This window comes from Pseudomonas sp. NY8896, assembly GCF_039634505.1.
The window spans coordinates 3,342,791-3,363,820 of the sequence record NZ_CP132350.1 but is presented as its reverse complement, the minus strand read 5'-3'; the positions used below and the strand labels follow the sequence as shown (position 1 = coordinate 3,363,820).

General features: G+C 61.1%; 21 protein-coding genes. 10 read left to right on the top strand and 11 right to left on the bottom strand.

Annotated features, from left to right (window positions below; genetic code table 11):
• The first annotated feature begins 6 nt into the window (after positions 1 to 6).
• From Q9451_RS15090 to arsH, 5 genes are all read left to right on the top strand, one after another.
• Complete coding sequence (locus tag Q9451_RS15090; RefSeq protein WP_012272698.1) at positions 7 to 1,515, top strand: TolC family protein; 1,509 nt, start codon at positions 7 to 9, stop codon at positions 1,513 to 1,515.
• A 120-nt stretch (positions 1,516 to 1,635) separates the two neighbouring features.
• Complete coding sequence (locus tag Q9451_RS15085; RefSeq protein ID WP_012272699.1) at positions 1,636 to 1,983, top strand: metalloregulator ArsR/SmtB family transcription factor; 348 nt, start codon at positions 1,636 to 1,638, stop codon at positions 1,981 to 1,983.
• Positions 1,984 to 2,004: 21 nt separating this feature from the next.
• Positions 2,005 to 3,288, top strand: coding sequence for an arsenic transporter (locus Q9451_RS15080; protein WP_012272700.1), 1,284 nt, complete (start codon positions 2,005 to 2,007; stop codon positions 3,286 to 3,288).
• Positions 3,289 to 3,316: 28 nt separating this feature from the next.
• Positions 3,317 to 3,787: an arsenate reductase ArsC gene (locus tag Q9451_RS15075; protein WP_012272701.1), complete on the top strand. Its 471-nt coding sequence runs from the start codon at positions 3,317 to 3,319 to the stop codon at positions 3,785 to 3,787.
• Between the two features lie 13 nt (positions 3,788 to 3,800).
• Positions 3,801 to 4,502, top strand: coding sequence for an arsenical resistance protein ArsH (arsH, locus tag Q9451_RS15070; RefSeq protein ID WP_012272702.1), 702 nt, complete (start codon positions 3,801 to 3,803; stop codon positions 4,500 to 4,502).
• A 54-nt stretch (positions 4,503 to 4,556) separates the two neighbouring features.
• Here the strand turns inward: arsH and Q9451_RS15065 are convergent, their stop codons facing one another.
• From Q9451_RS15065 to Q9451_RS15050, 4 genes are all read right to left on the bottom strand, one after another.
• Entirely contained in the window at positions 4,557 to 4,847 is a 291-nt protein-coding gene (locus Q9451_RS15065) for a hypothetical protein (protein WP_012272703.1), read from the bottom strand.
• Positions 4,848 to 5,015: 168 nt separating this feature from the next.
• Complete coding sequence (locus tag Q9451_RS15060; protein ID WP_012272704.1) at positions 5,016 to 5,273, bottom strand: hypothetical protein; 258 nt, start codon at positions 5,271 to 5,273, stop codon at positions 5,016 to 5,018.
• A 194-nt stretch (positions 5,274 to 5,467) separates the two neighbouring features.
• A complete protein-coding gene (locus tag Q9451_RS15055; protein WP_012272705.1) occupies positions 5,468 to 6,652 on the bottom strand; it encodes a M20 aminoacylase family protein in 1,185 nt (394 codons plus the stop codon).
• A gap of 1 nt (position 6,653) precedes the next feature.
• Positions 6,654 to 7,955, bottom strand: coding sequence for an MFS transporter (locus Q9451_RS15050; protein ID WP_012272706.1), 1,302 nt, complete (start codon positions 7,953 to 7,955; stop codon positions 6,654 to 6,656).
• Positions 7,956 to 8,328: 373 nt separating this feature from the next.
• Here Q9451_RS15050 and Q9451_RS15045 point away from each other — a divergent pair, with 373 nt between their 5' ends.
• The gene (locus tag Q9451_RS15045) at positions 8,329 to 9,459 is read left to right on the top strand and encodes a porin (RefSeq protein ID WP_012272707.1); all 1,131 of its coding nucleotides are present in this window, start codon (positions 8,329 to 8,331) and stop codon (positions 9,457 to 9,459) included.
• On the opposite strand, the gene Q9451_RS15040 is transcribed toward Q9451_RS15045, so the two are convergent.
• The 3 genes from Q9451_RS15040 to Q9451_RS15030 form a co-directional block, all read right to left on the bottom strand.
• Positions 9,436 to 10,374, bottom strand: a complete 939-nt coding sequence (locus Q9451_RS15040) for a LysR family transcriptional regulator (RefSeq protein WP_012272708.1) — start codon at positions 10,372 to 10,374, stop codon at positions 9,436 to 9,438. The two genes, Q9451_RS15045 and Q9451_RS15040, sit on opposite strands and share 24 nt — an antisense overlap.
• 86 nt (positions 10,375 to 10,460) lie before the next feature.
• On the bottom strand, positions 10,461 to 10,961 hold the full coding sequence (locus Q9451_RS15035; protein WP_012272709.1) for a peroxiredoxin: 501 nt from the start codon (positions 10,959 to 10,961) through the stop codon (positions 10,461 to 10,463).
• Positions 10,962 to 11,064: 103 nt separating this feature from the next.
• Positions 11,065 to 11,205 carry a hypothetical protein gene (locus tag Q9451_RS15030; RefSeq protein ID WP_012272710.1) on the bottom strand — a complete coding sequence of 47 codons (141 nt, stop codon included), beginning with the start codon at positions 11,203 to 11,205 and terminating at the stop codon, positions 11,065 to 11,067.
• A 499-nt stretch (positions 11,206 to 11,704) separates the two neighbouring features.
• Here Q9451_RS15030 and Q9451_RS15025 point away from each other — a divergent pair, with 499 nt between their 5' ends.
• The 4 genes from Q9451_RS15025 to Q9451_RS15010 all read left to right on the top strand — a co-directional run bounded on the left by Q9451_RS15025 (position 11,705) and on the right by Q9451_RS15010 (position 15,313).
• Complete coding sequence (locus tag Q9451_RS15025; protein WP_012272711.1) at positions 11,705 to 12,688, top strand: DUF1852 domain-containing protein; 984 nt, start codon at positions 11,705 to 11,707, stop codon at positions 12,686 to 12,688.
• Positions 12,689 to 12,715: 27 nt separating this feature from the next.
• Entirely contained in the window at positions 12,716 to 13,750 is a 1,035-nt protein-coding gene (locus Q9451_RS15020) for a methionine synthase (RefSeq protein ID WP_012272712.1), read from the top strand.
• A 25-nt stretch (positions 13,751 to 13,775) separates the two neighbouring features.
• Positions 13,776 to 14,285, top strand: a complete 510-nt coding sequence (locus Q9451_RS15015) for a flavin reductase family protein (protein WP_012272713.1) — start codon at positions 13,776 to 13,778, stop codon at positions 14,283 to 14,285.
• A gap of 98 nt (positions 14,286 to 14,383) precedes the next feature.
• The gene (locus tag Q9451_RS15010) at positions 14,384 to 15,313 is read left to right on the top strand and encodes a LysR family transcriptional regulator (protein WP_012272714.1); all 930 of its coding nucleotides are present in this window, start codon (positions 14,384 to 14,386) and stop codon (positions 15,311 to 15,313) included.
• Positions 15,314 to 15,358: 45 nt separating this feature from the next.
• Here Q9451_RS15010 and lipA read toward each other — a convergent pair whose 3' ends face one another.
• The 4 genes from lipA to gcvH are packed head-to-tail and all read right to left on the bottom strand — an operon-like array spanning position 15,359 to position 20,917.
• Positions 15,359 to 16,333 (bottom strand): lipoyl synthase, encoded by a 975-nt coding sequence (lipA, locus tag Q9451_RS15005; RefSeq protein ID WP_012272715.1) that lies wholly within the window; start codon positions 16,331 to 16,333, stop codon positions 15,359 to 15,361.
• A 34-nt stretch (positions 16,334 to 16,367) separates the two neighbouring features.
• Positions 16,368 to 17,621, bottom strand: a complete 1,254-nt coding sequence (glyA, locus tag Q9451_RS15000; RefSeq protein WP_012272716.1) for a serine hydroxymethyltransferase — start codon at positions 17,619 to 17,621, stop codon at positions 16,368 to 16,370.
• A gap of 32 nt (positions 17,622 to 17,653) precedes the next feature.
• On the bottom strand, positions 17,654 to 20,524 hold the full coding sequence (gene gcvP, locus Q9451_RS14995) for an aminomethyl-transferring glycine dehydrogenase (protein WP_012272717.1): 2,871 nt from the start codon (positions 20,522 to 20,524) through the stop codon (positions 17,654 to 17,656).
• Between the two features lie 15 nt (positions 20,525 to 20,539).
• Positions 20,540 to 20,917 (bottom strand): glycine cleavage system protein GcvH, encoded by a 378-nt coding sequence (gene gcvH / locus Q9451_RS14990; protein ID WP_012272718.1) that lies wholly within the window; start codon positions 20,915 to 20,917, stop codon positions 20,540 to 20,542.
• Between the last annotated feature and the right edge of the window lie 113 nt (positions 20,918 to 21,030).

The following is a 21,030-nucleotide window of genomic DNA, read 5'->3' as shown; positions in this document are numbered from 1 at the left end:
CAGCCTATGCCCGTATCGACATTGAAAAGCCTGAGCACCGTCACAGCCCTCGGCCTGCTGCTCGGCGCCTGCTCGGCCTTCGAGCCCAAGCCCTACAGTGAAGACGAAATGCGTCAGCGGGTCATCGAGGACCAGGCGCGCATGTACAAGGAACAGGAACCGGTCAACGGGCCGATTACCTTCTACGAAGCGTCGGCGCGGGCCCTGAAATACAACCTCGACTATCGCCTGAAACTGCTGGAGAGCGCCCTGGCCTCGGACCTGCGCGATGTTTCCAGCCACGAGATGCTGCCGCGCTTGGTCGCCTCCGCCGGCTACGCCGGGCGCAACAACGATTCCGGCGGCACCTCGATCGGCATCGAAGACCGCCAGGTCAGCTTGCGCCCGTCCACCTCCGAGGAGCGCTACCGCACGCTTTACAGCCTCGGCCTGTCATGGAGCCTGCTGGACTTCGGTGTTGCCTACTTCCGCACCCAGCAAAAGAACGACCAGATGCTGATGGCCGAGGAACGCCGGGAAAAGGTGGCGCAAAACGTCCTGCAGGACGTGCGCAACGCCTATTGGCGTGCCCTCGGTGCGCAACGCCTGCTGCCGGAAGTGGACGGCCTGCTGATGCGTACCCACCGTGCCCTGACCTCTGCCCGTGAAGCCGAGGGCCGTGGCCTGCTGCCGCGCCAGGACATCCTCGCCTACCAACGCGCCCTGCTCGACTCGGTGTACATGCTCACCGTGCGCCGCCAGGACCTGGAGTTCGCCCGCGCCGAACTGGCCGCGCTGATGTCGCTGCCGCCGAACACCCGCATGGTGCTGGCCGACACCAACGAGCAGCCGCTGCCACTGCTCAACGGCAACATGGAAAAACTCGAACGCCTGTCGTTGGAGCGCCGCCCGGAAATCATGGAAGAGTGGTACCGCAAGCGCGTGAGCATGAACGACCTGAAGATCGCCAAGGCCCAGTTGTGGCCCAACGTGAGCTTCAACTACGGCTACGAGTACGACTCCAACAAGTACCTGTACAACAGCGACTGGAACCAGACCGGCATCAATGTCTCGCTGAACCTGCTGCGCCTGCTGCAATACCCCGACATCACCGCTGCGGAAAAAAGCCAGGAAAAGACCGACGACATGCGCCGCACGGCGTTGTCCATGGCCATCCTCACCCAGGTCCGCGTGGGCCTGCTGCGCTACCAGCTGGCCCGCCAGGAAGTGGACTTCGCCGACGAAAGCCTGCGCGTCGATCAAAGCCTGCTGGACTACGCCCGTTCCTCGCGCAGCGCCGCATTGGGTAGCGAGCTGGAACTGATCCGCGCCGAAGGCCGCCTGCTGCTGTCACGCTACCAGCGCGAGGCGGCCTACTCCGATGCACAGGCCGCCTGGGGGCGGTTGTACAACTCGGTTGGCTTTGAAGTGATGCCCAAGGAAATCGAGCAGCATGATGTGAAGACCTTGGCGCGGGAGATCCAGCGAACGGTCGAGCAGCAGAGCCAGGAAAACCTGATATCCGCTGCAAAGTGACCGACCGGCGCAGGTTACCCTGCGCCAGTGGGTGACCCTCGCCTGAGCTTCAGCCAAGCTGCGCTTGCACCAAACATATGGAAAAACGTATATTCGCTTTTCCATATGTCTGGTGTTGCCATGATCACTCCACCTGAAGTTTTCAAAAGCCTGTCAGACGAGACTCGCGCTCGTGCCACCCTGCTGATCGCCAGTCTGGGGGAGTTGTGCGTCTGCGAACTGATGTGCGCGCTGGACGACAGCCAACCCAAGATCAGTCGGCACCTGGCGCAACTGCGCAGCAACGGCATGTTGCTGGATCGCCGCCAGGGCCAGTGGGTGTATTACCGCCTGAATCCACAGTTGCCCGCCTGGGTACTTGAAATGTTGCAGGTCACCCTGCAGGCCAATTCGCAGTGGCTGGCAGACAATTCCCTTCGCTTGAAGAACATGGACGGGCGCCCCGTTCGTGATTCCGCCTGCTGCTGATCCTCACCAAGCGAGATGTTCATGCTGGTCGCCATTGCTGTCTTCGTCCTCACCCTCACCCTCGTCATCTGGCAGCCAAAGGGGCTTGGCGTCGGCTGGAGTGCCGCGCTGGGTGCCGTCATTGCCTTGCTGGCTGGCGCGGTTTCCCTGCACGATATCCCCACCGTGTGGGCCATTGTCTGGAACGCTACCGCCACCTTCATCGCCGTCATCATCATCAGCCTGCTGCTCGATGAAGCCGGCTTCTTCGAATGGGCCGCGCTGCACGTTGCGCGCTGGGCAAACGGCAGCGGCTATCGCCTGTTCGCCTTCAGCGTGTTGCTCGGCGCCGCCGTGTCGGCGCTGTTTGCCAACGATGGCGCGGCGCTGATTCTTACGCCAATCGTCATGTCGATGCTGCTCGCATTGCGCTTCTCGCCTGCTGCGACACTGGCCTTTGTCATGGCTGCGGGCTTTATTGCCGACACGGCGAGCCTGCCGCTGGTGGTCTCCAACCTGGTCAACATCGTCTCGGCCGATTACTTCGGCCTGGGTTTCACCGAATATGCCTCGGTAATGGTGCCGGTGAATATCGCCAGCGTGGCAGCCACCCTGGTGGTGCTTTATCTGTTTTTCCGCCGTGACATCCCAAGGCGGTATGCACTCGATGCGCTGAAGAAACCGAGCGAGGCGATTGTCGACCGCGCCACCTTCAAAGTCGGAATGTGGGTACTGGTGGCACTGCTTACAGGCCTGTTTGCCTTGGAGCCGTTGGGTATCCCGATCAGTGCGGTGGCCGCAGCCTGTGCCGCCGCTCTGTTCGCCGTCGCTGCTTACGGTCACCGTATTTCAACGCGTCGCGTGCTGCGAGAGGCCCCGTGGCAGGTGGTGATCTTCTCGCTCGGGATGTATCTGGTGGTGTATGGCCTGAAAAACGCCGGCCTCACCGACATGCTCACTCACCTGCTCGACCGGCTTGCGCAACAAGGCCTATGGAGTGCTGCCATCGGCACCGGCCTTGTTTCGGCGCTGCTGTCCTCGGTGATGAACAACATGCCCAGCGTTCTGGTCGGCGCCTTGTCGATCCAGGCCAGCGGCGCAGAGGGCCTGATACGTGAGGCGATGATCTACGCCAACGTCATCGGCTGCAACCTCGGTCCGAAAATCACCCCGATAGGCAGCCTCGCCACGCTGCTTTGGCTGCATGTGCTGGAGCGCAAAGGCATGCGCATCACCTGGGGTTACTACTTTGGTGTCGGCCTCCTGCTGACCCTGCCGGTTTTGCTGATCACCCTCTCGGCCCTGGCACTGCGCCTGAGCCTCTGACGTCCGCCATCAAACCGAGGAACCCTCCATGCGAGTCCTGTTCATGTGCACGGCCAACAGCTGCCGCAGCATCCTTTGCGAAGCGCTGTTCAACCACCTGGCGCCGCCCGGTTTCGAGGCAGTCAGCTCCGGCAGCTTTCCCAAGGGGCAGGTTTTACCCCGCAGCCTGAGCACACTTCAGCACGCCAACATCTCGACCAAAGGCCTGACCAGCAAAGGCAACGATGCTTTCGAAGATAATCCGCCGGACATCGTCATCACCGTGTGCGACAAGGCTGCCGGCGAAGCCTGCCCGGTGTATTTCGGCCCTGCACTGAAGGCACACTGGGGGTTGGAAGACCCCTCCGATGTGAAGGGGGACGAGGCGTCGGTCGACGCGGCTTTCCACGCCACTCTGGCCCGCATCGAGTACCGTTGCCAGGCCTTCTTCGCTCTGCCTTTCGGCACCCTCGACCGCGAGCAGCTCAAGCATGAGCTGGACCGCATCGGCACGCTCTGAGCAGGAGGAATACATGTCCGAGCAACTGCCTAACCTCGACCTCACGCTGTTCGACCTGCCGCCAGCGGCAGCCGGAACCTGCAAACACAAACCACGCATCCTGCTGCTGTACGGCTCGACCCGCGAGCGCTCTTTCAGTCGCTTGCTGGTGGAAGAAGCCGCGCGCCTGCTGGAGCACTTCGGAGCCGAAACCCGCACGTTCGACCCATCAGGCCTGCCGTTGCCTGATGATGCGCCCGTGGAGCACCCCAAGGTGCAGGCACTGCGGGAACTGGTGCTGTGGTCGGAAGGCCAGGTGTGGTGCTCGCCGGAGCGTCATGGGGCGATGTCCGCCGTGTTCAAGGCGCAAATCGACTGGATCCCCCTGGCGCTGGGTGCAGTGCGCCCAACCCAAGGCAAGACCCTGGCCGTGATGCAGGTGTGTGGCGGTTCGCAGTCGTTCAACGTAGTCAATCAGCTACGCGTCCTGGGCCGTTGGATGCGCATGTTCGCCATCCCCAACCAGTCGTCGGTGCCCAAGGCCTATCTGGAATTCGATGACGCCGGGCGCATGAAACCTTCGCCGTATTACGATCGCGTGGTTGATGTGATGGAAGAACTGGTGAAGTTCACCCTACTGCTGCGCGACCGCCAGGCGTATCTGGTGGATCGTTATTCGGAGCGCAAGGAAAGCGCCGAGCAGCTATCTGCCCGCGTCAATCAGCGCTCAATCTGACGCGTTCCGTTCGCACCGGAGTGGTTATCCCACCCCGGTGCGCATGAGCACCGATTAGCGGTCTTTGTCCCACTGCGGTTTATCGGTTTGCGATTGCTGGCCGCCCATGCGGTCTTTATCCGTCACATTCTGCTTGTCGGTCCCGCGGTGTTCAGGGCTGCCTCCCTTGCTGCCAGTATCACTAGCGCGGTCCCCTTCCCTGTTCATCTTGTCGCCAGGTTTTTGTCCGGTTTGGCTACCGCCACCCGAGCCTTGACCAGCTTGTTGGCCAGCACCCGCGGTGTTGTTGCCCGCACCGGTGTTGGTATTGCCCTGATTGCCGCCCTTGTCTTGATTGTTAGCCATGATCGCTTACCTCAAGTCACACACAGAAAGGCCTGTGTGTTTGTACGACTGTGGGTTTGCTGGCGTGGGTGCATCTATTCCCGACGTTTCCGATGAGCGATACCAAATGCAGTGACTTGATACTGAGCCACGCTAAATACCGATGCGCCGCTGGATCGAATCCGGCGTCTACGGGTAGTGATGGGGATACCGTGCCATGTCGCTTTCCAGCTTGTCCGCGTCCGCTGCCCGCTTGCGCACCTCGGCGTAGAAAAGTTGGCATTGGTTCTGAAACCTTGTGAAATCTCGCTTGGCCGTGTCAACGGCTGCGCTCAGGTCACTCCCCTTCAGGCCTTCGACAAGTCGCTGTGACGAGGTATACGTTTGCCAGCAGGCTTCAACCTGCTGCAGGCCTTTTTCAAGGGCCTGAGTTTCGATGGTCGCCATTGGTGCACCCTCTTGGGACCGAATCTGGTCCGCCGGTGTGAATCGCCAGAGCGACGATAGCAGGATGAAAGCCCATTACGGCGGGCTTCGGCTGAAAGGGTAGTCTATTTCGACGTAGCCGCGTGGATGTCCTGGCTTGAACGAGCGCAAGCCAGACAAGCCATCGGGGCCGCTTTGCGGCCCCGGCAAAGGTGTCAGCGCAAATAGTCCTGGACCCACTTCACCCAACAATCGGCGCCCACCTTCACCAACGCATCGTTGAAATCATAATGAGGGTTGTGCACCGAGCAACCATGAAACTCGCCGGTGCCATTACCCAGCATGAAGTAGCAGCCAGGCCGTGCCTGCAGCATGTAGGCGAAGTCTTCGGTGCCCATGACCTTCTTCGGCATTTTGTCCAGCAACGCGCCTTCAACGAACAACGGCCGCAGGCTTTCACGCAACAACGCGCTTTCGTGATCGCTGTTGCACAATGCGGGCGCCAGTTGGGTGAATTGCACCTCGATCTCCACGCCAAAGCTTGCGGCGTGCCCCTTGGCCAGGGCGTCAATGCGGCTGTTGATCTTCTGCTGCGTCTCGGCCGTGTCGGTGCGCACACTCAGCAGCATGCAGGCCTCATCGGGGATGATGTTGTAAACGGTGCCAGCCTGGATCATGCCGATGCTGATGACCGCATACTCTTCCACGCTCAGGTTGCGCGACTTGATGGTCTGGATGCCACTGATCAGGCTGTTCAACGCCATCACCGGGTCTACCGACAGCTCCGGCATCGCACCATGCCCGCCTTTGCCGGTGATTCGAATGCTGACACGCTCGGACGACGCCATGGTTGGCCCCGCCTGCACCACGCAAGTACCCACCGGCATGCCGGGCATGTTGTGCAGCGCATATACCGAGTCACACGGGAAGCGCTCGAACAGGCCGTCGTCGATCATCGCCTTGGCGCCGGCCAGCCCTTCTTCATCCGGCTGGAAGATCACGTTAAGCGTGCCGTTGAAGTTGCGCGTTGCCGCCAGCTGGGCAGCGGCTGCCAGCAGGATCGCGGTATGCCCATCATGGCCGCAGGCATGCATACGCCCAGGGATTTTGCTGGCATGCGCAAAGGGATTCTTTTCGCTCATGGGCAATGCGTCCATGTCTGCCCGCAGGCCCACACTGCGCGGGCTGTCGCCAACCTTGAGCACCCCGACCACACCATGCCCGCCCACATTGCGATGCACTACATAGCCCAAGGCCTGCAGCTTGTCGGCCACCAGTGCCGCCGTATCGGGGGTGTCGCCACCAAGCTCCGGCGCGGCGTGGATCTGCCGGCGAAGCATGACGAACTCGTCCAGCGCTGCTGCCGAGTGCCGGGGTTGATTGCTGTGCAAAATACCCATATCACGCGCATCCTTTGTTTTCGGGGAAGTTTTTGAGGCAGGCCAGGCTGACGACACCGCCGGCCAGCAGGAAATAGGCAGGTGCCAACGGCGTGCCCAGCGCGGCAATCAGCCAGGTGGCCACCAACGGAGAAAAGCCGCCGAACAACGTCACCCCCAGGCTGTAGCTGACCGAAGTACCGAAGGAGCGACTGGCCTTCGGGAAGCCCTCCATGATCAGCGCAAAGAACGCACCGGCACCGATACAGGTCGGCAGGATCAGAATTGCCACACACATCATGGCCAGGCCCATGTGCTGCACATGCCCCAAGAGGTAGAACACCGGCAAGGTCAACACCACTGGCGCGGCAACCGTCCACACCAGCAGGCGCTTTCTGAGCTGGTACTTATCGGCGAATTTGCCCGCCAACGGGCAGATGACCGCCATGCAACCGCTACTGATACAGGCAATCGCCATCGCGCTGCCCGCCGGATAATGCAAGGCCGTGGTCAAGTAGGTGGGCATGTAGAACACGAACAGGTACATGCCAATGGTCGAACTGGCCATCAGGCCGATGCCCAGCGCGATGCGCTTGAGCAGGTCGCCGTCCAGCCTCTTCTCCCCTTCGCGCGCCGGCGCGGCCTCGTGGGTTTCCGGCAAACGCGTGCGAATGTACCAACCGACCGGCCCGATCAGCAGGCCGAAAATGAACGGTATCCGCCACCCCCAGCTTTCGAGCGCAGCGGGGTCGAGCAATTGGCTGAGGGCCAGGCCAAAGCCGGCCCCGACCAACGCGGCATAGCCTTGGCTGGCGGCCTGCCAGCTCACGCTCTGGCAGCGGTTGCCAACCGCACTGGACTCCATCAGGAACACCGACGCGGTACCGATCTCCCCACCCGCCGACATCCCCTGGATGAGCCGGCCGGTTACCAGCAGCAGCGTGGCGAAAATACCGATCTGCGAATACGTGGGGGCAAAGGCAATCAATGCGGTGCCCAGGGTCATCAGCCCGATGGTCAGGCTCAATGCCGCTTTGCGCCCATGCCGGTCGGCATAGCGACCGATGACCATCGCCCCGACCGGGCGCATCAGGAAACCGACGCCAAACGTGGCCAGCGACATCAACAACGAAGCCATCGCCGAGTCGGAGGGGAAGAAATGCTTGCCGATCAATACAGCAAAGAAGCTGTAGATCGTGAAGTCGTAAATTTCCAGCGCATTGCCCAACGAGCAGGCGATCAAGGTTTTGCGTGAAGACGATGCCTGCGCGGCAGAATGCGCGCCCTTGTGCAAGCTTGGCGATGCGGGTAGCGGTCTGGTCATTGTTATCTCCGTTGGCAAATCGCGGCGTGCAGCGAATATCAGCCAATCGGGCACTCAACACACTTGCAGTTTCGGCATGTGGCTAACCAATGGTTAATTGCCTGGCGCGGCCGTTGGCTAAATTGCCCTGAGCTGGCGCACAGTTCGCCCTCACTCCGCGCGCTGCCCCAACAAGGCTCACCGAGCAGCGACCTTGGGGCGGCCTTGCAGCCTGTTCCACGCCTGTCTAATGCGCGTGCTAGCGCCAATCCTCGCGCTGCGCCGGCCTTTGATTAACCAAACGGCATGACCTGGCTGAATAAGCAATCACGCTGCAACCTGTTGTTCACCGAGGCTACAGCCACCACATCACCGTGCTGGCCTGGAGTCGTGAATGAACACTCGCACTACGTCGTTGCTGTTGATGATCCAAGGGGCCTGCCTGGCCGCGCAGGCACAGGCAGAGGGCTTTCCGACGCTCGCTCGGATTGCGCCGGGTTTTGGGTATTACGGGGTGGATCAAGGTTTCGATGACAAACTCAAGGTCTACGGCACCGTGGATGCGTTCGCCAGCTATCACGATTCACAGCACCACTCGGGCTTCAAGCTGGCCGGTGGCGGTGCCTGGACCAACAAGCTCGGGCTGTATGCACGCAAGGGGCTGACCCCCGATACCGTCGTGGAACTTGACGTCGAGGAAGGCTTCAACGTCAATGGCAAGGCCCTGGAGGGCACCTGGGACACCCTCGGTACCCTGCGCCTGGCGACCGTTGCCCTGCGCTCGCGCACCTTGGGCAAACTCGAATTCGGCAAGACCTACAGCATGGGCACCCCCACCTACGCCGACCCGTTCCTGGCCACCTATGGCTCGCCCTACACCTATCTGGCGTTGCCCGCCGCCGGCAAGGGCGCCTTCTACCTGGACCTGCGCCCCAAGCACACCCTGGCCTACACGAGCCCTACCCTCAGCGGCTTCAGCCTCGGTACCGCACTGAGTTTCGGCTTCGACGATGCCGCCAGCCAAGGGCGCACCGTGCGCGGCGGCGGTGCCAGGTTGCAATACCGCAACAGCCGGGTGATGCTGCTGGCCTCGTACAACCTGTACTACAGCGACCCCTGGGATGACGGTGGCGTTTCTCGCCAGACCGCCAACTATTACAAAAGCCTGTCAGCGTTCTACGATTTCGGTCCGCTGGCCACCAGCTTGACCTGGCAGCGCCAGGACGTGGACCAGGCCGGCACGCCCAGCACCACGCTGTACACTTTCGGCGTGATGGCGCCAGTCGGCGAGCGGGATGTGCTGCGCCTGGCGGTGATGCAGCGCCAGGTCACCGCCCATGACAAGGACGCATGGGGGGCGATGGTCGGCTATGACCACTTCATCACCCCGCGCTGGGCCGTGTACGGGCGGCTCGGCATGATCGGCAACCAGCGCGCGTCATCGGTCACCTACGCAGGCACCCCGGTGGATCAGGTGGGTGACAACCCAAGCAACGTGTCGCTAGGCATGTACTACCACTTCTGACGCCACTGGACGGGTTTGCCTGAGCACCTGCCCGCGCAAGCTATGGAACAGCTCCTGGGCAGGCGCCGTGAGGCTGTGGCGGTCAATGCAGACCAGGTTGATGGGGTAATCGGGAATCAGCTCTTGCACCGGCATGGCCAGGTACTCGCAATCGACGCCGAAGGTGAACCCCTGGTCCACCGCCAGCTGGCTGATGGTCATCAACGATTCGGTGTTCTTCAGCAGCTTGAGCGCCATCATCACCGAGGTGCATTCGACGGTGTTCTGCGGTACCCGCAGGCCGTTGGCTTCGAACAGCTGATGGAACTGGGAAGCCTGGTCGGACAGCTCGTCCAGGCTGATCCAGTGGGCATACTGCAAGGTGCGCAGTGACTGGGTGAACTTTTGCTGGTTAGAGGCATGGCAGATCACCCTGCCCTTGATACTGCCCAGTGCCTCCCAATCCAGGCTAAGCCGGCTCAGGGGTTGCTGCGAGGTAATGGCAAAGTCCAGGCTACCGTCGCGCAAACGCTGCAGGATCTGGCTGGGGCGCAAGTCGGTGATGGTGATCTTTACCCGAGGGTACTTGCGCCTGAACGCCAGGATACTTTCGTCGACCCCATCCAGCATTGCCGTCAGCGATGTCACCCCGATCGACACCGCCCCCAGCGCCGCATCCTGAATGCTCGCCGCTTCGATCTGCAGGCGGCGGATGCTTTCCACCACGAGGTTGGCATGGCGGATGACACGCTTGCCTTCTTCGGTAAGCGCCATGCCTTTGTGAGAACGCTGCAACAGGATGAAGCCCACCTCCCGCTCCAGTTCCTTGATCGAACGGCTCAGCGCGGGCTGAGTAATGTGCATCAGCTTGGAAGCTTCAAGGATGCTGCCTGCGTTATGGATGGCGACCAGCGCCCTGAGTTGGTGAAGTTTCAACCGTCTTTACCTTGTTGTTAGCGGGCGGTTTGAAATGTTCCTTGGCGGCCCCGACAGCCTATGCCGGCAAGGCCTGAAGCGTGAAACTAGCGCAGCGCAGCCAGCATGCTGGCGGCATCACTGACTTCGAACTTGCCGGGGGCTTCCACCGCGATGTGCTTGACCACCAGGTCGTCGACCAACATGGCATAGCGCTGGGAGCGACGCCCCATACCGCGCGCCGAAAGGTCCTGGATCAGGCCCAGCGCCTCGCTGAATTCGCCATTGCCATCGCCGATCATCTTGACCGCGTCACCCACCTGCAGGCTATTGCCCCAGGCATTCATGACAAAGGCATCGTTCACCGAGACACAGAGAATTTCGTCGATGCCAGCCGCGAACAGCGCAGGTGCTTCAGCGACATAACCGGGAACATGACGTTCAGAACAGGTCGGTGTGAACGCGCCCGGCAATGCGAAGATCAGTACCTTTTTCTGCTTGCAACGCTCGCGAATGGAAAAGGCATTCGGGCCGATCGCGCAGGCGCCTGCGTCAGTGTTGTATTGGTAAAGGGTAACGTCGGGCAGTTGATCGCCAATTTTGATCATCGCTGTTTCCTGATTAGGGTGATGGCCGAGCGAGATATGATGCCGCAGTGCGCCACGCCAGGTACACAGTGCTCGCGCCAACGCCCGTCAGTTACCCGGCGGCTCAGGGGAACAGTATCGCCTGAGCATGATCGATGGCAGGAACCGACACCTGACCGCGCTGCGCGACCAGCCATTCGCGCATGCGCTCGGTATCGAAGATCTGCCCCTCTTCCATCATGACCAGAATGAGCGCCTGGGACATTCGGTAACATCCGCATCGGGAACAACACCGCTCTTCCCACCCGTGGGCACACTCGACGGATTCCGCCTGCCCTGCGCAGATCAGACAACTCATGTAAGCCCCCTTTTGTTCTTCATCCATGGAGGGTGGTTGATAAGCCTGGATAATCGTATGGCTTGCGATTGGCATGAGATATTCATGCCAACTGTAAATCCCTCCAATGTGTGTGACAACTTCTGTGGCCCTATCACGCACAGCCGCCTGGCCCAAAAACCGCCTCATCAACCCTGCAAGCAGTGCCCTTGCTGGACAATTCGGTCCTCAGCCCTGACACCCAACAGGCCGAATCGTAGAACGCATCATGAACAGCACTAAAAAATCTGTGAAATATCTTCAATACCCTTCATGCAAGGGGGCTGCCTAAAATACGTCTTAATCAAGGACAACATTAAGACGCCTGAGTGAAGGCCCCGGGAAATGACCGAGTCGATCGACCTCAGGCAACAGGACAGCGCCCAAGATGAATATTGAACCTGAATTTACCGTCAAACGCATCGCCTTCGACGAACATTATCACCCTGCCGAAAACACCCGCATCACGACCAACTTCGCCAATTTGGCGCGGGGTGCGAACCGCCAGGAAAACCTGCGCAACACGTTGGCCATGATTGACAACCGTTTCAATGCACTGGCGCATTGGGATAACCCTGAAAGTAATCGATATCACGTCGAACTGGAAATCATATCGGTCGAAATGAACATTGAAGCCGAGCGGCACGGCCATGCACTGCCGTTGATCGAAATATTGAAAACCCATATTGTCGACCGCAAAACCAACACCCGCCTGGCGGGCATGGTAGGTAACAACTTTTCCTCGTACGTGCGTGACTACGACTTCAGCGTGCTGCTGCTCGAACACAACAAGCATCGGCCAGCCTTCAGCACGCCTGACAACTTTGGCGAACTGCATGGCAACCTGTTCAAGTGCTTCGTCAACTCGCAAACCTACAAGGAGCACTTCAACAAACCACCGGTTATCTGCCTGAGCGTCTCGAGCAGCAAAACCTACCATCGGACCGAAAACCAGCACCCCGTGCTGGGTATCGAGTATCAGCAGGATGAATACTCCCTGACGGATGAGTACTTCAACAAGATGGGCTTGAAGGTGCGCTATTTCATGCCGCCGAACAGTGTCGCGCCGTTGGCGTTCTATTTTGCCGGTGACTTGCTGGCTGACTACACCAACCTTGAGTTGATCAGCACCATCAGCACCATGGACACCTTCCAGAAGATCTACCGACCCGAGATCTACAACGCCAACTCCGCTGCGGGCCATGCCTACCAGCCCAGCCTGAAGCACCAGGACTACTCGCTTACGCGCATTGTCTACGACCGGGAAGAGCGCGGTCGCCTGGCGATCGAGCAGGGCAAATTTGCCGAAGCGCAATTTGTCAAACCCTACCAGGCCACGCTGGAACAATGGTCCGCGCAATACGCCCGTTGATTAATTCAAAGTACAAGGTCACTGTTCATGAACACATTGCTCCCCACTTCCACTGCCGGCAGCCTGCCTAAACCCTCCTGGCTGGCCCAACCCGAAACCCTCTGGTCACCCTGGAAGTTGCAAGACGAACAACTGAGCGAAGGCAAGCAGGATGCCTTGCGCCTGGCGTTGCAAGAACAACAACACGCCGGTATCGACATCGTCAGTGATGGTGAGCAAACCCGTCAGCACTTTGTCACCACGTTTATCGAGCACCTCAGTGGTGTTGATTTCGAGCAACGTGAAACCGTTAGAATCCGTGACCGCTACGATGCGAGTGTTCCTACAGTGGTGGGTGCAGTGGCTCGGCAAAAACCGGTTTTTGTCGACGATGCCAAGTTCTTGCGCCAGCAAACCACACAGCCGATAAAGTGGGCGCTGCCCGGCCCCATGACCATGATCGATACGCTGTATGACAGCCATTATAAAAGCCGTGAGAAGCTGGCCTGGGAGTTCGCCAAGATTCTCAACCAGGAAGCCAGGGAACTGGAGGCCGCGGGCGTTGACATCATCCAGTTCGACGAACCCGCCTTCAATGTTTTCTTTGACGACGTGAATGAGTGGGGCGTGGCCGCATTGGAAAGGGCCATTGAAGGCCTGAAGTGCGAAACGGCCGTTCATATCTGCTATGGCTATGGCATCAAAGCCAATACCGACTGGAAAAAGACCTTGGGCGCCGAATGGCGGCAATATGAACAAGCCTTCCCCAAGCTGCAACAGTCCAGCATCGATATCATTTCGCTGGAGTGCCATAACTCGCATGTGCCGATGGACCTGATCGAGCTGATTCGCGGGAAGAAAGTCATGGTCGGTGCCATTGATGTGGCCACCCCTACCATTGAAACACCCGAGCAGGTCGCTGCCACCTTGCGCAAGGCACTGCAGTTCGTCGACGCCGACAAGCTCTACCCTTGCACCAACTGCGGCATGGCGCCGCTACCGCGCCAGGTTGCCAGCGGCAAGCTCAAAGCGTTGAGTGCAGGCGCGGCCATCGTCCGCCAGGAACTCGCTAACGCACGCTGAAGCAAACGCAGCCACAGGACCTACTATGTTGCTTACCGGTAAGGCTATCGAACCGTCGGCTTTTCGCCAGGCACTCGGGCACTACGCATCTGGCATCACGGTGATTTCATCGCACCATGACGGTGAGCCAATCGGCTTCACCTGCCAGTCGTTCTACAGCGTGTCGATGAGCCCGCCGCTGGTGTCATTCAGTGTGATGTCCAGTTCGGCCAGCTACCCAAGAATTCGCCAGGCTGGCCGCTTCATGGTCAATATCCTGTCGGGTGAACAGGCCAGCATTTCCAACCGGTTTGCACAGCGAGGCGCCGACAAGTGGCACGGCGTCCAATGGCAGGTGTCGCCGCTGGGTAACCCGATCATTGCCGGCTGCCTGCACTGGCTCGATTGCGAAATTCACGCCGAGCACACCGCCGGGGATCACCTGATCGTGATTGGCGAAGTAAAAGCGCTGAACCTGCAGGCAGGTGCTGCTGCGCAGCCGCTGCTGTATTTCAAGGGGCAATATTGCAACCTCGCCGCGCACCACGCGGCTTGAGCCTCAGCCCTACTCACGGAAACCCACTGAAAGGGATTGTCAGGACCACTCGATAATGAGGAAAACCCACCTCTAGCGAGTGGATCCGTAATTTACCCATGATCGATTTACGCCACCTGCGAACCCTCCACGCGCTGCGTGAAACCGACAGCCTGCACGAGGCCGCCGAGCGCCTGCACCTGACCCAATCAGCCCTGTCGCACCAGTTCCGCGATATGGAGGAGCGCATCGGCATGCCGTTGTTCGTGCGCAAATCCAGGCCGGTGCGCTTCACCAGTGCCGGGCTGAAGCTGCTGCAGTTGGCCGATCAGGTACTGCCGCAGATCCGCAGCACCGAACGGGACCTGGGCAAACTGGCCGGGGGCTCCGCCGGGCGCTTGCACATCGCCATCGAATGCCACAGCTGCTACCAGTGGCTGATGCCTTCGGTGGATGAGTTCCGTGGCGCCTGGCCAGAGGTAGAGCTGGACCTCGCCTCCGGTTTTTCCTTCGCGCCACTGCCGGCCCTGGAGCGCGGGGACCTGGACCTGGTGGTAACCTCCGACCCGGTGACCCTGCCGGGTATCAGCTACGTGCCGTTGTTCGGCTACGAGGCGCTGCTGGCCATCGACAACCATCACGTCATGCGCCACAAGCCTTACCTTGAGCCCGCCGATATCGCCAGCCAGACACTGATCACCTACCCGATCGAACGCAGCCGCCTGGACATCTTCACCCGTTTCCTCGACCCCGCCGACGTCGAACCCGCACAGGTGCGCACCTCTGAACTGACCGTGATGATGATGCAACTGGTGGCCTCCGGGCGCGGCGTTTGCTGCCTGCCCAACTGGGCAGTGCATGAGTACAGCTCACGCGGCTATGTCACCGCCAAGCGCCTCGGCGAACACGGCTTGCAGGCAAACCTCTACGCAGCGCTGCGCAGCGACATGCTGGAGGTACCCTACGTGAGTGACTTTCTGCTCACGGCCAAGGACATCTCCTTCACCACGCTGGCGGGTGTCAGCGTGGCTTCAGGCCCGGTCCTCTGAAAGAAAGTTGGGCAGCCGTTTCATCCCCCGCTGCCCAACCCACGCTTACACAGCCTGCGCCTGTCGGTCCGCATGGTAGGACGAGCGCACCAATGGCCCGGAAGCTACATTCCTGAAACCCATCGCCAACGCTTGCTCGGCAAACCAGGCGAACGTGTCCGGGTGGACGAAGCGCTGCACCGGCAAATGACTGCGCGAAGGTTGCAGGTACTGCCCCAAGGTCAACATGTCGACCTGATGCTCGCGCAGGCGCTGCATCACTTCGAGCACTTCGGCATCGGTTTCGCCCAGGCCAAGCATAAGCCCTGACTTGGTCGGCACCGTGGGTACACGTTGCTTGAAGCGCTCCAGCAGGTCCAGCGACCACTCGAAGTCCGAGCCCGGACGTGCCGCCTTGTACAAGCGTGGCACGGTCTCGAGGTTGTGGTTGAACACATCCGGTGGTTGCTGCTCGGTGATCGCCAGCGCCACGTCCATGCGCCCACGGTAATCCGGCACCAGGGTTTCCAGTTGGATGCCCGGCGACAATGCGCGGATCTCGCGCAGGCAATCGACAAAGTGCTGGGCACCACCGTCACGCAGGTCGTCGCGGTCTACCGAGGTGATGACCACGTATTTCAAGCGCAGGTCAGCAATGGCGATGGCCAGGTTCTTCGGCTCGTCGACGTCGAGCGGCTTGGGCCGACCGTGGCCGACATCGCAGAACGGACAACGCCGGGTGCAGATGTCGCCCATGATCATGAACGTCGCCGTACCGCCAGAAAAGCACTCGCCCAGGTTCGGGCAGGCGGCTTCCTCGCACACGCTGTGCAACTTGTGCTTGCGCAGCAGGGCCTTGACCCGCGCCACCTCCGGTGTAGTGGGAATCGCCACGCGGATCCAGTCGGGTTTGCGGGGTACATCTTCGGTGGGGAGGATTTTCACCGGGATACGCGCCACTTTCTCGGCACCGCGCAGTTTCACCCCGGCCTGCAGCGGCTGGGGACGCGGTGGGCTGTGTTGCAGTTGTTCGGTTGACATGGCTGGCTCCTGGCCTGCGATTCAGGTGTTGGGCTCAGGCCGGATAAACCGGGAACAACTTGCACAGTTCGCCCACCTGCCCCGCCACATGGGCCTCGACATCGGCATCACCAAGGTGGTCGAGGATGTCGCAGATCCAGGTCGCCAGGGCCCGGCATTCCGCTTCCTTGAAACCACGGGTCGTTACCGCCGGGGTGCCAATGCGCAGGCCCGACGTCACGAACGGCGACTGTGGGTCATTAGGCACGGCGTTCTTGTTCACCGTGATGTGCGCCCGGCCCAGCGCGGCGTCGGCGTCCTTGCCGGTGATGCCCTGGCGGATCAGGCTAAGCAGGAACAGGTGGTTGTCGGTGCCCCCGGAAACCACGTCGAAGCCCCGCTGCATGAAGACTTGCGCCATGGCCTGTGCGTTGTTGACGACCTGGCGCTGGTAGTCCTTGAAACCAGGTTCCAGGGCCTCCTTGAAGCACACCGCCTTGGCTGCGATCACATGCATCAGCGGCCCACCCTGCCCGCCTGGGAACACCGCCGAATTGAGCTTTTTCTCAAGCTCCGGGTCCGCCTTGGCCAGAATCAAACCACCCCGTGGCCCGCGCAGGGTCTTGTGGGTGGTGGTGGTGACCACATCGGCATAAGGCAGCGGATTGGGGTACAGGCCTGCCGCCACCAAGCCGGCGACGTGGGCCATGTCAACGAACAGGTAGGCCCCGACCTTGTCGGCGATCTGCCGGAAACGCGGGAAGTCGAGGGTTTTCGAATAGGCCGAGAAGCCTGCCACGATCATCTTCGGCTGGTGCTCGACGGCCAGGCGCTCAACCTCGTCGTAGTCGATCAAGCCGTTGGCATCGATGCCGTATTGCACAGCGTTGTACAGCTTGCCCGAAGCCGACACCTTGGCGCCGTGGGTCAAGTGGCCGCCGTGCGCCAGGCTCATGCCCAGCAGGGTATCCCCGGCCTGCAGCAAGGCCAGGTAGACCGCGGCGTTGGCCTGCGAGCCTGAGTGCGGCTGGACGTTGGCGTAACCCGCGCCGAACAGTTGCCTGGCACGCTCGATGGCCAGTTGCTCGACCACGTCGACATGCTCGCAGCCACCGTAATAGCGCTTGCCTGGGTAGCCTTCGGCGTACTTGTTGGTCAGTTCGGTACCTTGGGCCTGCATCACCTGCGGGCTGGTGTAGTTTTCCGAGGCGATCAGCTCGATGTGGTCTTCCTGGCGTTGCACTTCTCGGCGAATGGCCTCGGACAGCGCAGGGTCGAAGTCAGACAGGGTCAGGCTTTTATGGAACATGGGGGTGATTCCTTTTGGTTAGATCGGCAAGTTCAGGCGTCTTGATAACTCGACAGCGGCGGGCAGGCGCAGGCCAGGTTGCGGTCGCCGTAGACGTTGTCCACGCGCCCCACGGGCGGCCAGTATTTGCTTTCGCGCAGGTCGGCAAGCGGGTACACCGCCAGCTCCCGGCTATAGCGGTGCGGCCATTCGCCCGCCAGCTCGCTGGCGGTATGCGGGGCGTTCTTCAAGGGGTTGTCGAGTGCGTCCAGCGTGCCGTTTTCCACCGCACGGATTTCTTCGCGGATGCAGATCATCGCGGCGCAGAAGCGGTCCAGCTCCTCTTTCGACTCGCTCTCGGTCGGTTCGACCATCAGCGTGCCGGCTACCGGAAACGACATGGTCGGGGCATGGAAACCAAAATCGATCAGCCGTTTGGCTACGTCCTCGACGCCAATGCCGCTGCTGTCCTTGAGCGGGCGCAGGTCGAGGATGCATTCGTGGGCCACCAGGCCGTTGTCGCCGGTGTACAGCACCGGGTAATGCTCCTCCAGGCGCCGGGCAATGTAATTGGCACTCAGGATCGCCAGCTGCGAGGCACGCTTGAGCCCTGCCCCGCCCATCATGCGGATGTACATCCAGGTGATCGGCAGGATACTGGCGCTGCCATACGGCGCCGCACTTACCGCGCCCTGCTGCTTCTGCAAATGGCCATGCCCCGGCAGGAACGGTGCCAGATGCGCCTTGACCCCGATCGGACCAACCCCAGGGCCACCGCCCCCATGGGGAATACAAAAGGTCTTGTGCAGGTTCAGGTGCGACACGTCGCCACCGAATTTGCCCGGTGCACACAGGCCAACCATGGCATTCATGTTGGCGCCATCCAGGTAAACCTGGCCGCCGTGTGCATGAATGATGTCGCAGATGCGCGTGATGCCGTCTTCGAACACGCCGTGGGTCGAGGGATAGGTAATCATCAAGGCCGCCAGCGTGTCTGTGTGCTGCTCGGCCTTGCGCTGCAGGTCGTCGATATCGACGTTGCCACGCGCGTCGCAGTTGACCACCACCACCCGCATGCCGGCCATCTGCGCGGTGGCCGGGTTGGTGCCATGGGCTGACGATGGAATCAGGCACACATCGCGCCCCGCCTGGCCACGGCTGGCGTGGTAGGCGCGAATGGCCAGCAGGCCAGCGTACTCGCCCTGGGACCCTGCGTTGGGTTGCAGCGACATGGCGTCATAACCGGTGGCCGCACACAGCATGGCTTCGAGCTCATCGGTCAACTGGCGGTAGCCCAGCGCTTGCTCGGCCGGGGCGAACGGGTGCAGCGCAGCGAACTCGGGCCAGGTGATCGGGATCATCTCGCTGGCCGCATTGAGCTTCATGGTGCACGACCCCAAGGCAATCATGCTGCGGTCCAGAGCCAGGTCTTTGTCACCCAGGCGCCGCAGGTAGCGCATCAGCTCGGTTTCCGAGTGGTAACGGTTGAACACCGGGTGTTGCAGGAATGGCGTAGCGCGCAGCAGCGCCAGCGGCAGGCAGTCAGTGCCGTCGGCCGCCAGGGCGGCGTAATCCGGCAGCGTTTGCCCGGCCACCGCAAACACCTGCCACAGCGCCTCGACGCTGTCTTGCTCACAGGTTTCATCCAGTGAAAGGCCGACCCGCACCGAGTCGATCGGACGCAGGTTCAGTCTTGCGCTTTTAGCCGCGGCAAGCACATCGGCCACTGGCCCTGCAGTCACCACGGTAAAGGTGTCGAAGAAATGCGCCTGCTCCACACGATGCCCAAGCTGACGCAGCCCCTGCACCAGGATCGTGGTCAGGCGATGCACACGCCGGGCGATCTGGCTCAAGCCCTGAGGGCCGTGATACACCGCATACATGCTGGCGATGTTGGCCAGCAGTACCTGCGCGGTGCAGATGTTGCTGGTGGCCTTCTCGCGGCGGATGTGTTGCTCGCGGGTTTGCATGGCCAGGCGCAATGCCGGCTTGCCGAAGCGGTCGATGGATACCCCGACCAGCCGGCCAGGCATGTCGCGCTTGAACGCGTCACGGGTTGCAAAATAGGCCGCATGCGGGCCGCCGAAACCCAGCGGCACACCGAAGCGCTGGGCGCTGCCGATGACCACGTCGGCACCCAGCGCTCCCGGCGGGGTCAGCAACGTCAGTGCCAGCAGGTCTGCGCACACCGAAACCCGTGCGCCATCGGCATGGGCGCGCTGGATCAAGGCACGATGATCGACAATTTCGCCGGTACTGGCCGGGTACTGCAGCAGCAGGCCGAAATAGCCGTCGAGCGGCTGGCCATCCAGGGCCGCCTCGTCACCGATGACCACGTCGATCCCCAGTGGCTGGGCACGGGTACGCAACACATCGAGGGTTTGCGGGTGGCAATGACGGGAAGCAAAAAACGCCAGCGCCTTGTTTTTTGCCAGGCGCTTGCAGAAGGTCATGGCCTCGGCGGCAGCCGTGGCTTCATCGAGCAATGAGGCGTTGGCGATTTCCATCCCGCTCAGGTCGCTGACCAGGGTCTGAAAGTTCAGCAGCGCTTCCAGGCGCCCTTGGGAGATTTCTGGCTGATAGGGCGTATACGCGGTGTACCAGGCCGGGTTTTCCAGCAGGTTGCGCAAGATCGGTGTCGGGGTATGGCAGGGGTAATAACCCTGGCCGATATGGTTGCGGTACAGCTGGTTGTTGGCAGCAACGGCCTTGAGCGCGGCCAAGGCCTCTGCTTCGCCCAGCCCTGGGGTCAGCTCGAGCACATTGCTGCCCTTGATGCTGGCAGGGATGACGCTGTCGATCAGCGCGTCGAGCGATTCATGGCCGGTCAGCGCCAACATGGCCGCGATATCGTCTTCGCGCGGGCCAATGTGGCGGGCGACGAACTCATTATCGGTGCCCAGCGGGATGCGCGGTTTGTTCATGGCTGCCACCCCGGCTCAGGCGTTTTCGGCCAGGAAACGGTCATAGCCGTCCTGGTCCATCAGGCTATCGAGGTCGCCAGGGTTGCTGGCCTGGATGCGGAAGAACCAGCCGTCCTGCATTGGCGAGGCGTTGACCAGCTCTGGGTCGTCGGCCAGCGCCTGGTTGACGGCCACCACGGTGCCGGTCAAAGGCATGGTGATGTTGCTGGCGGCCTTCACCGACTCGAGCACCGCGACTTCATTGCCCTCGCCATACGCACCCGGCTCCGGCAGCTGTACGTACACCACGTCCCCCAATGCCGCCTGGGCATAGCTGGTAATACCGACGGTCAACTCGCCAGTCGCCTCCAGGCGCAGCCATTCGTGTTCGGGGGTAAAACGCAGAGTGCTCATGGATTGTCCTCTCTTGTTATTGGGTAGGCCCCTTCGCGGGGCTGCCGGATACCAGAGCAAGAGCAATGCCAATCAGTATTTATTTATATTTATCAGGTGCTTATAGACGTATC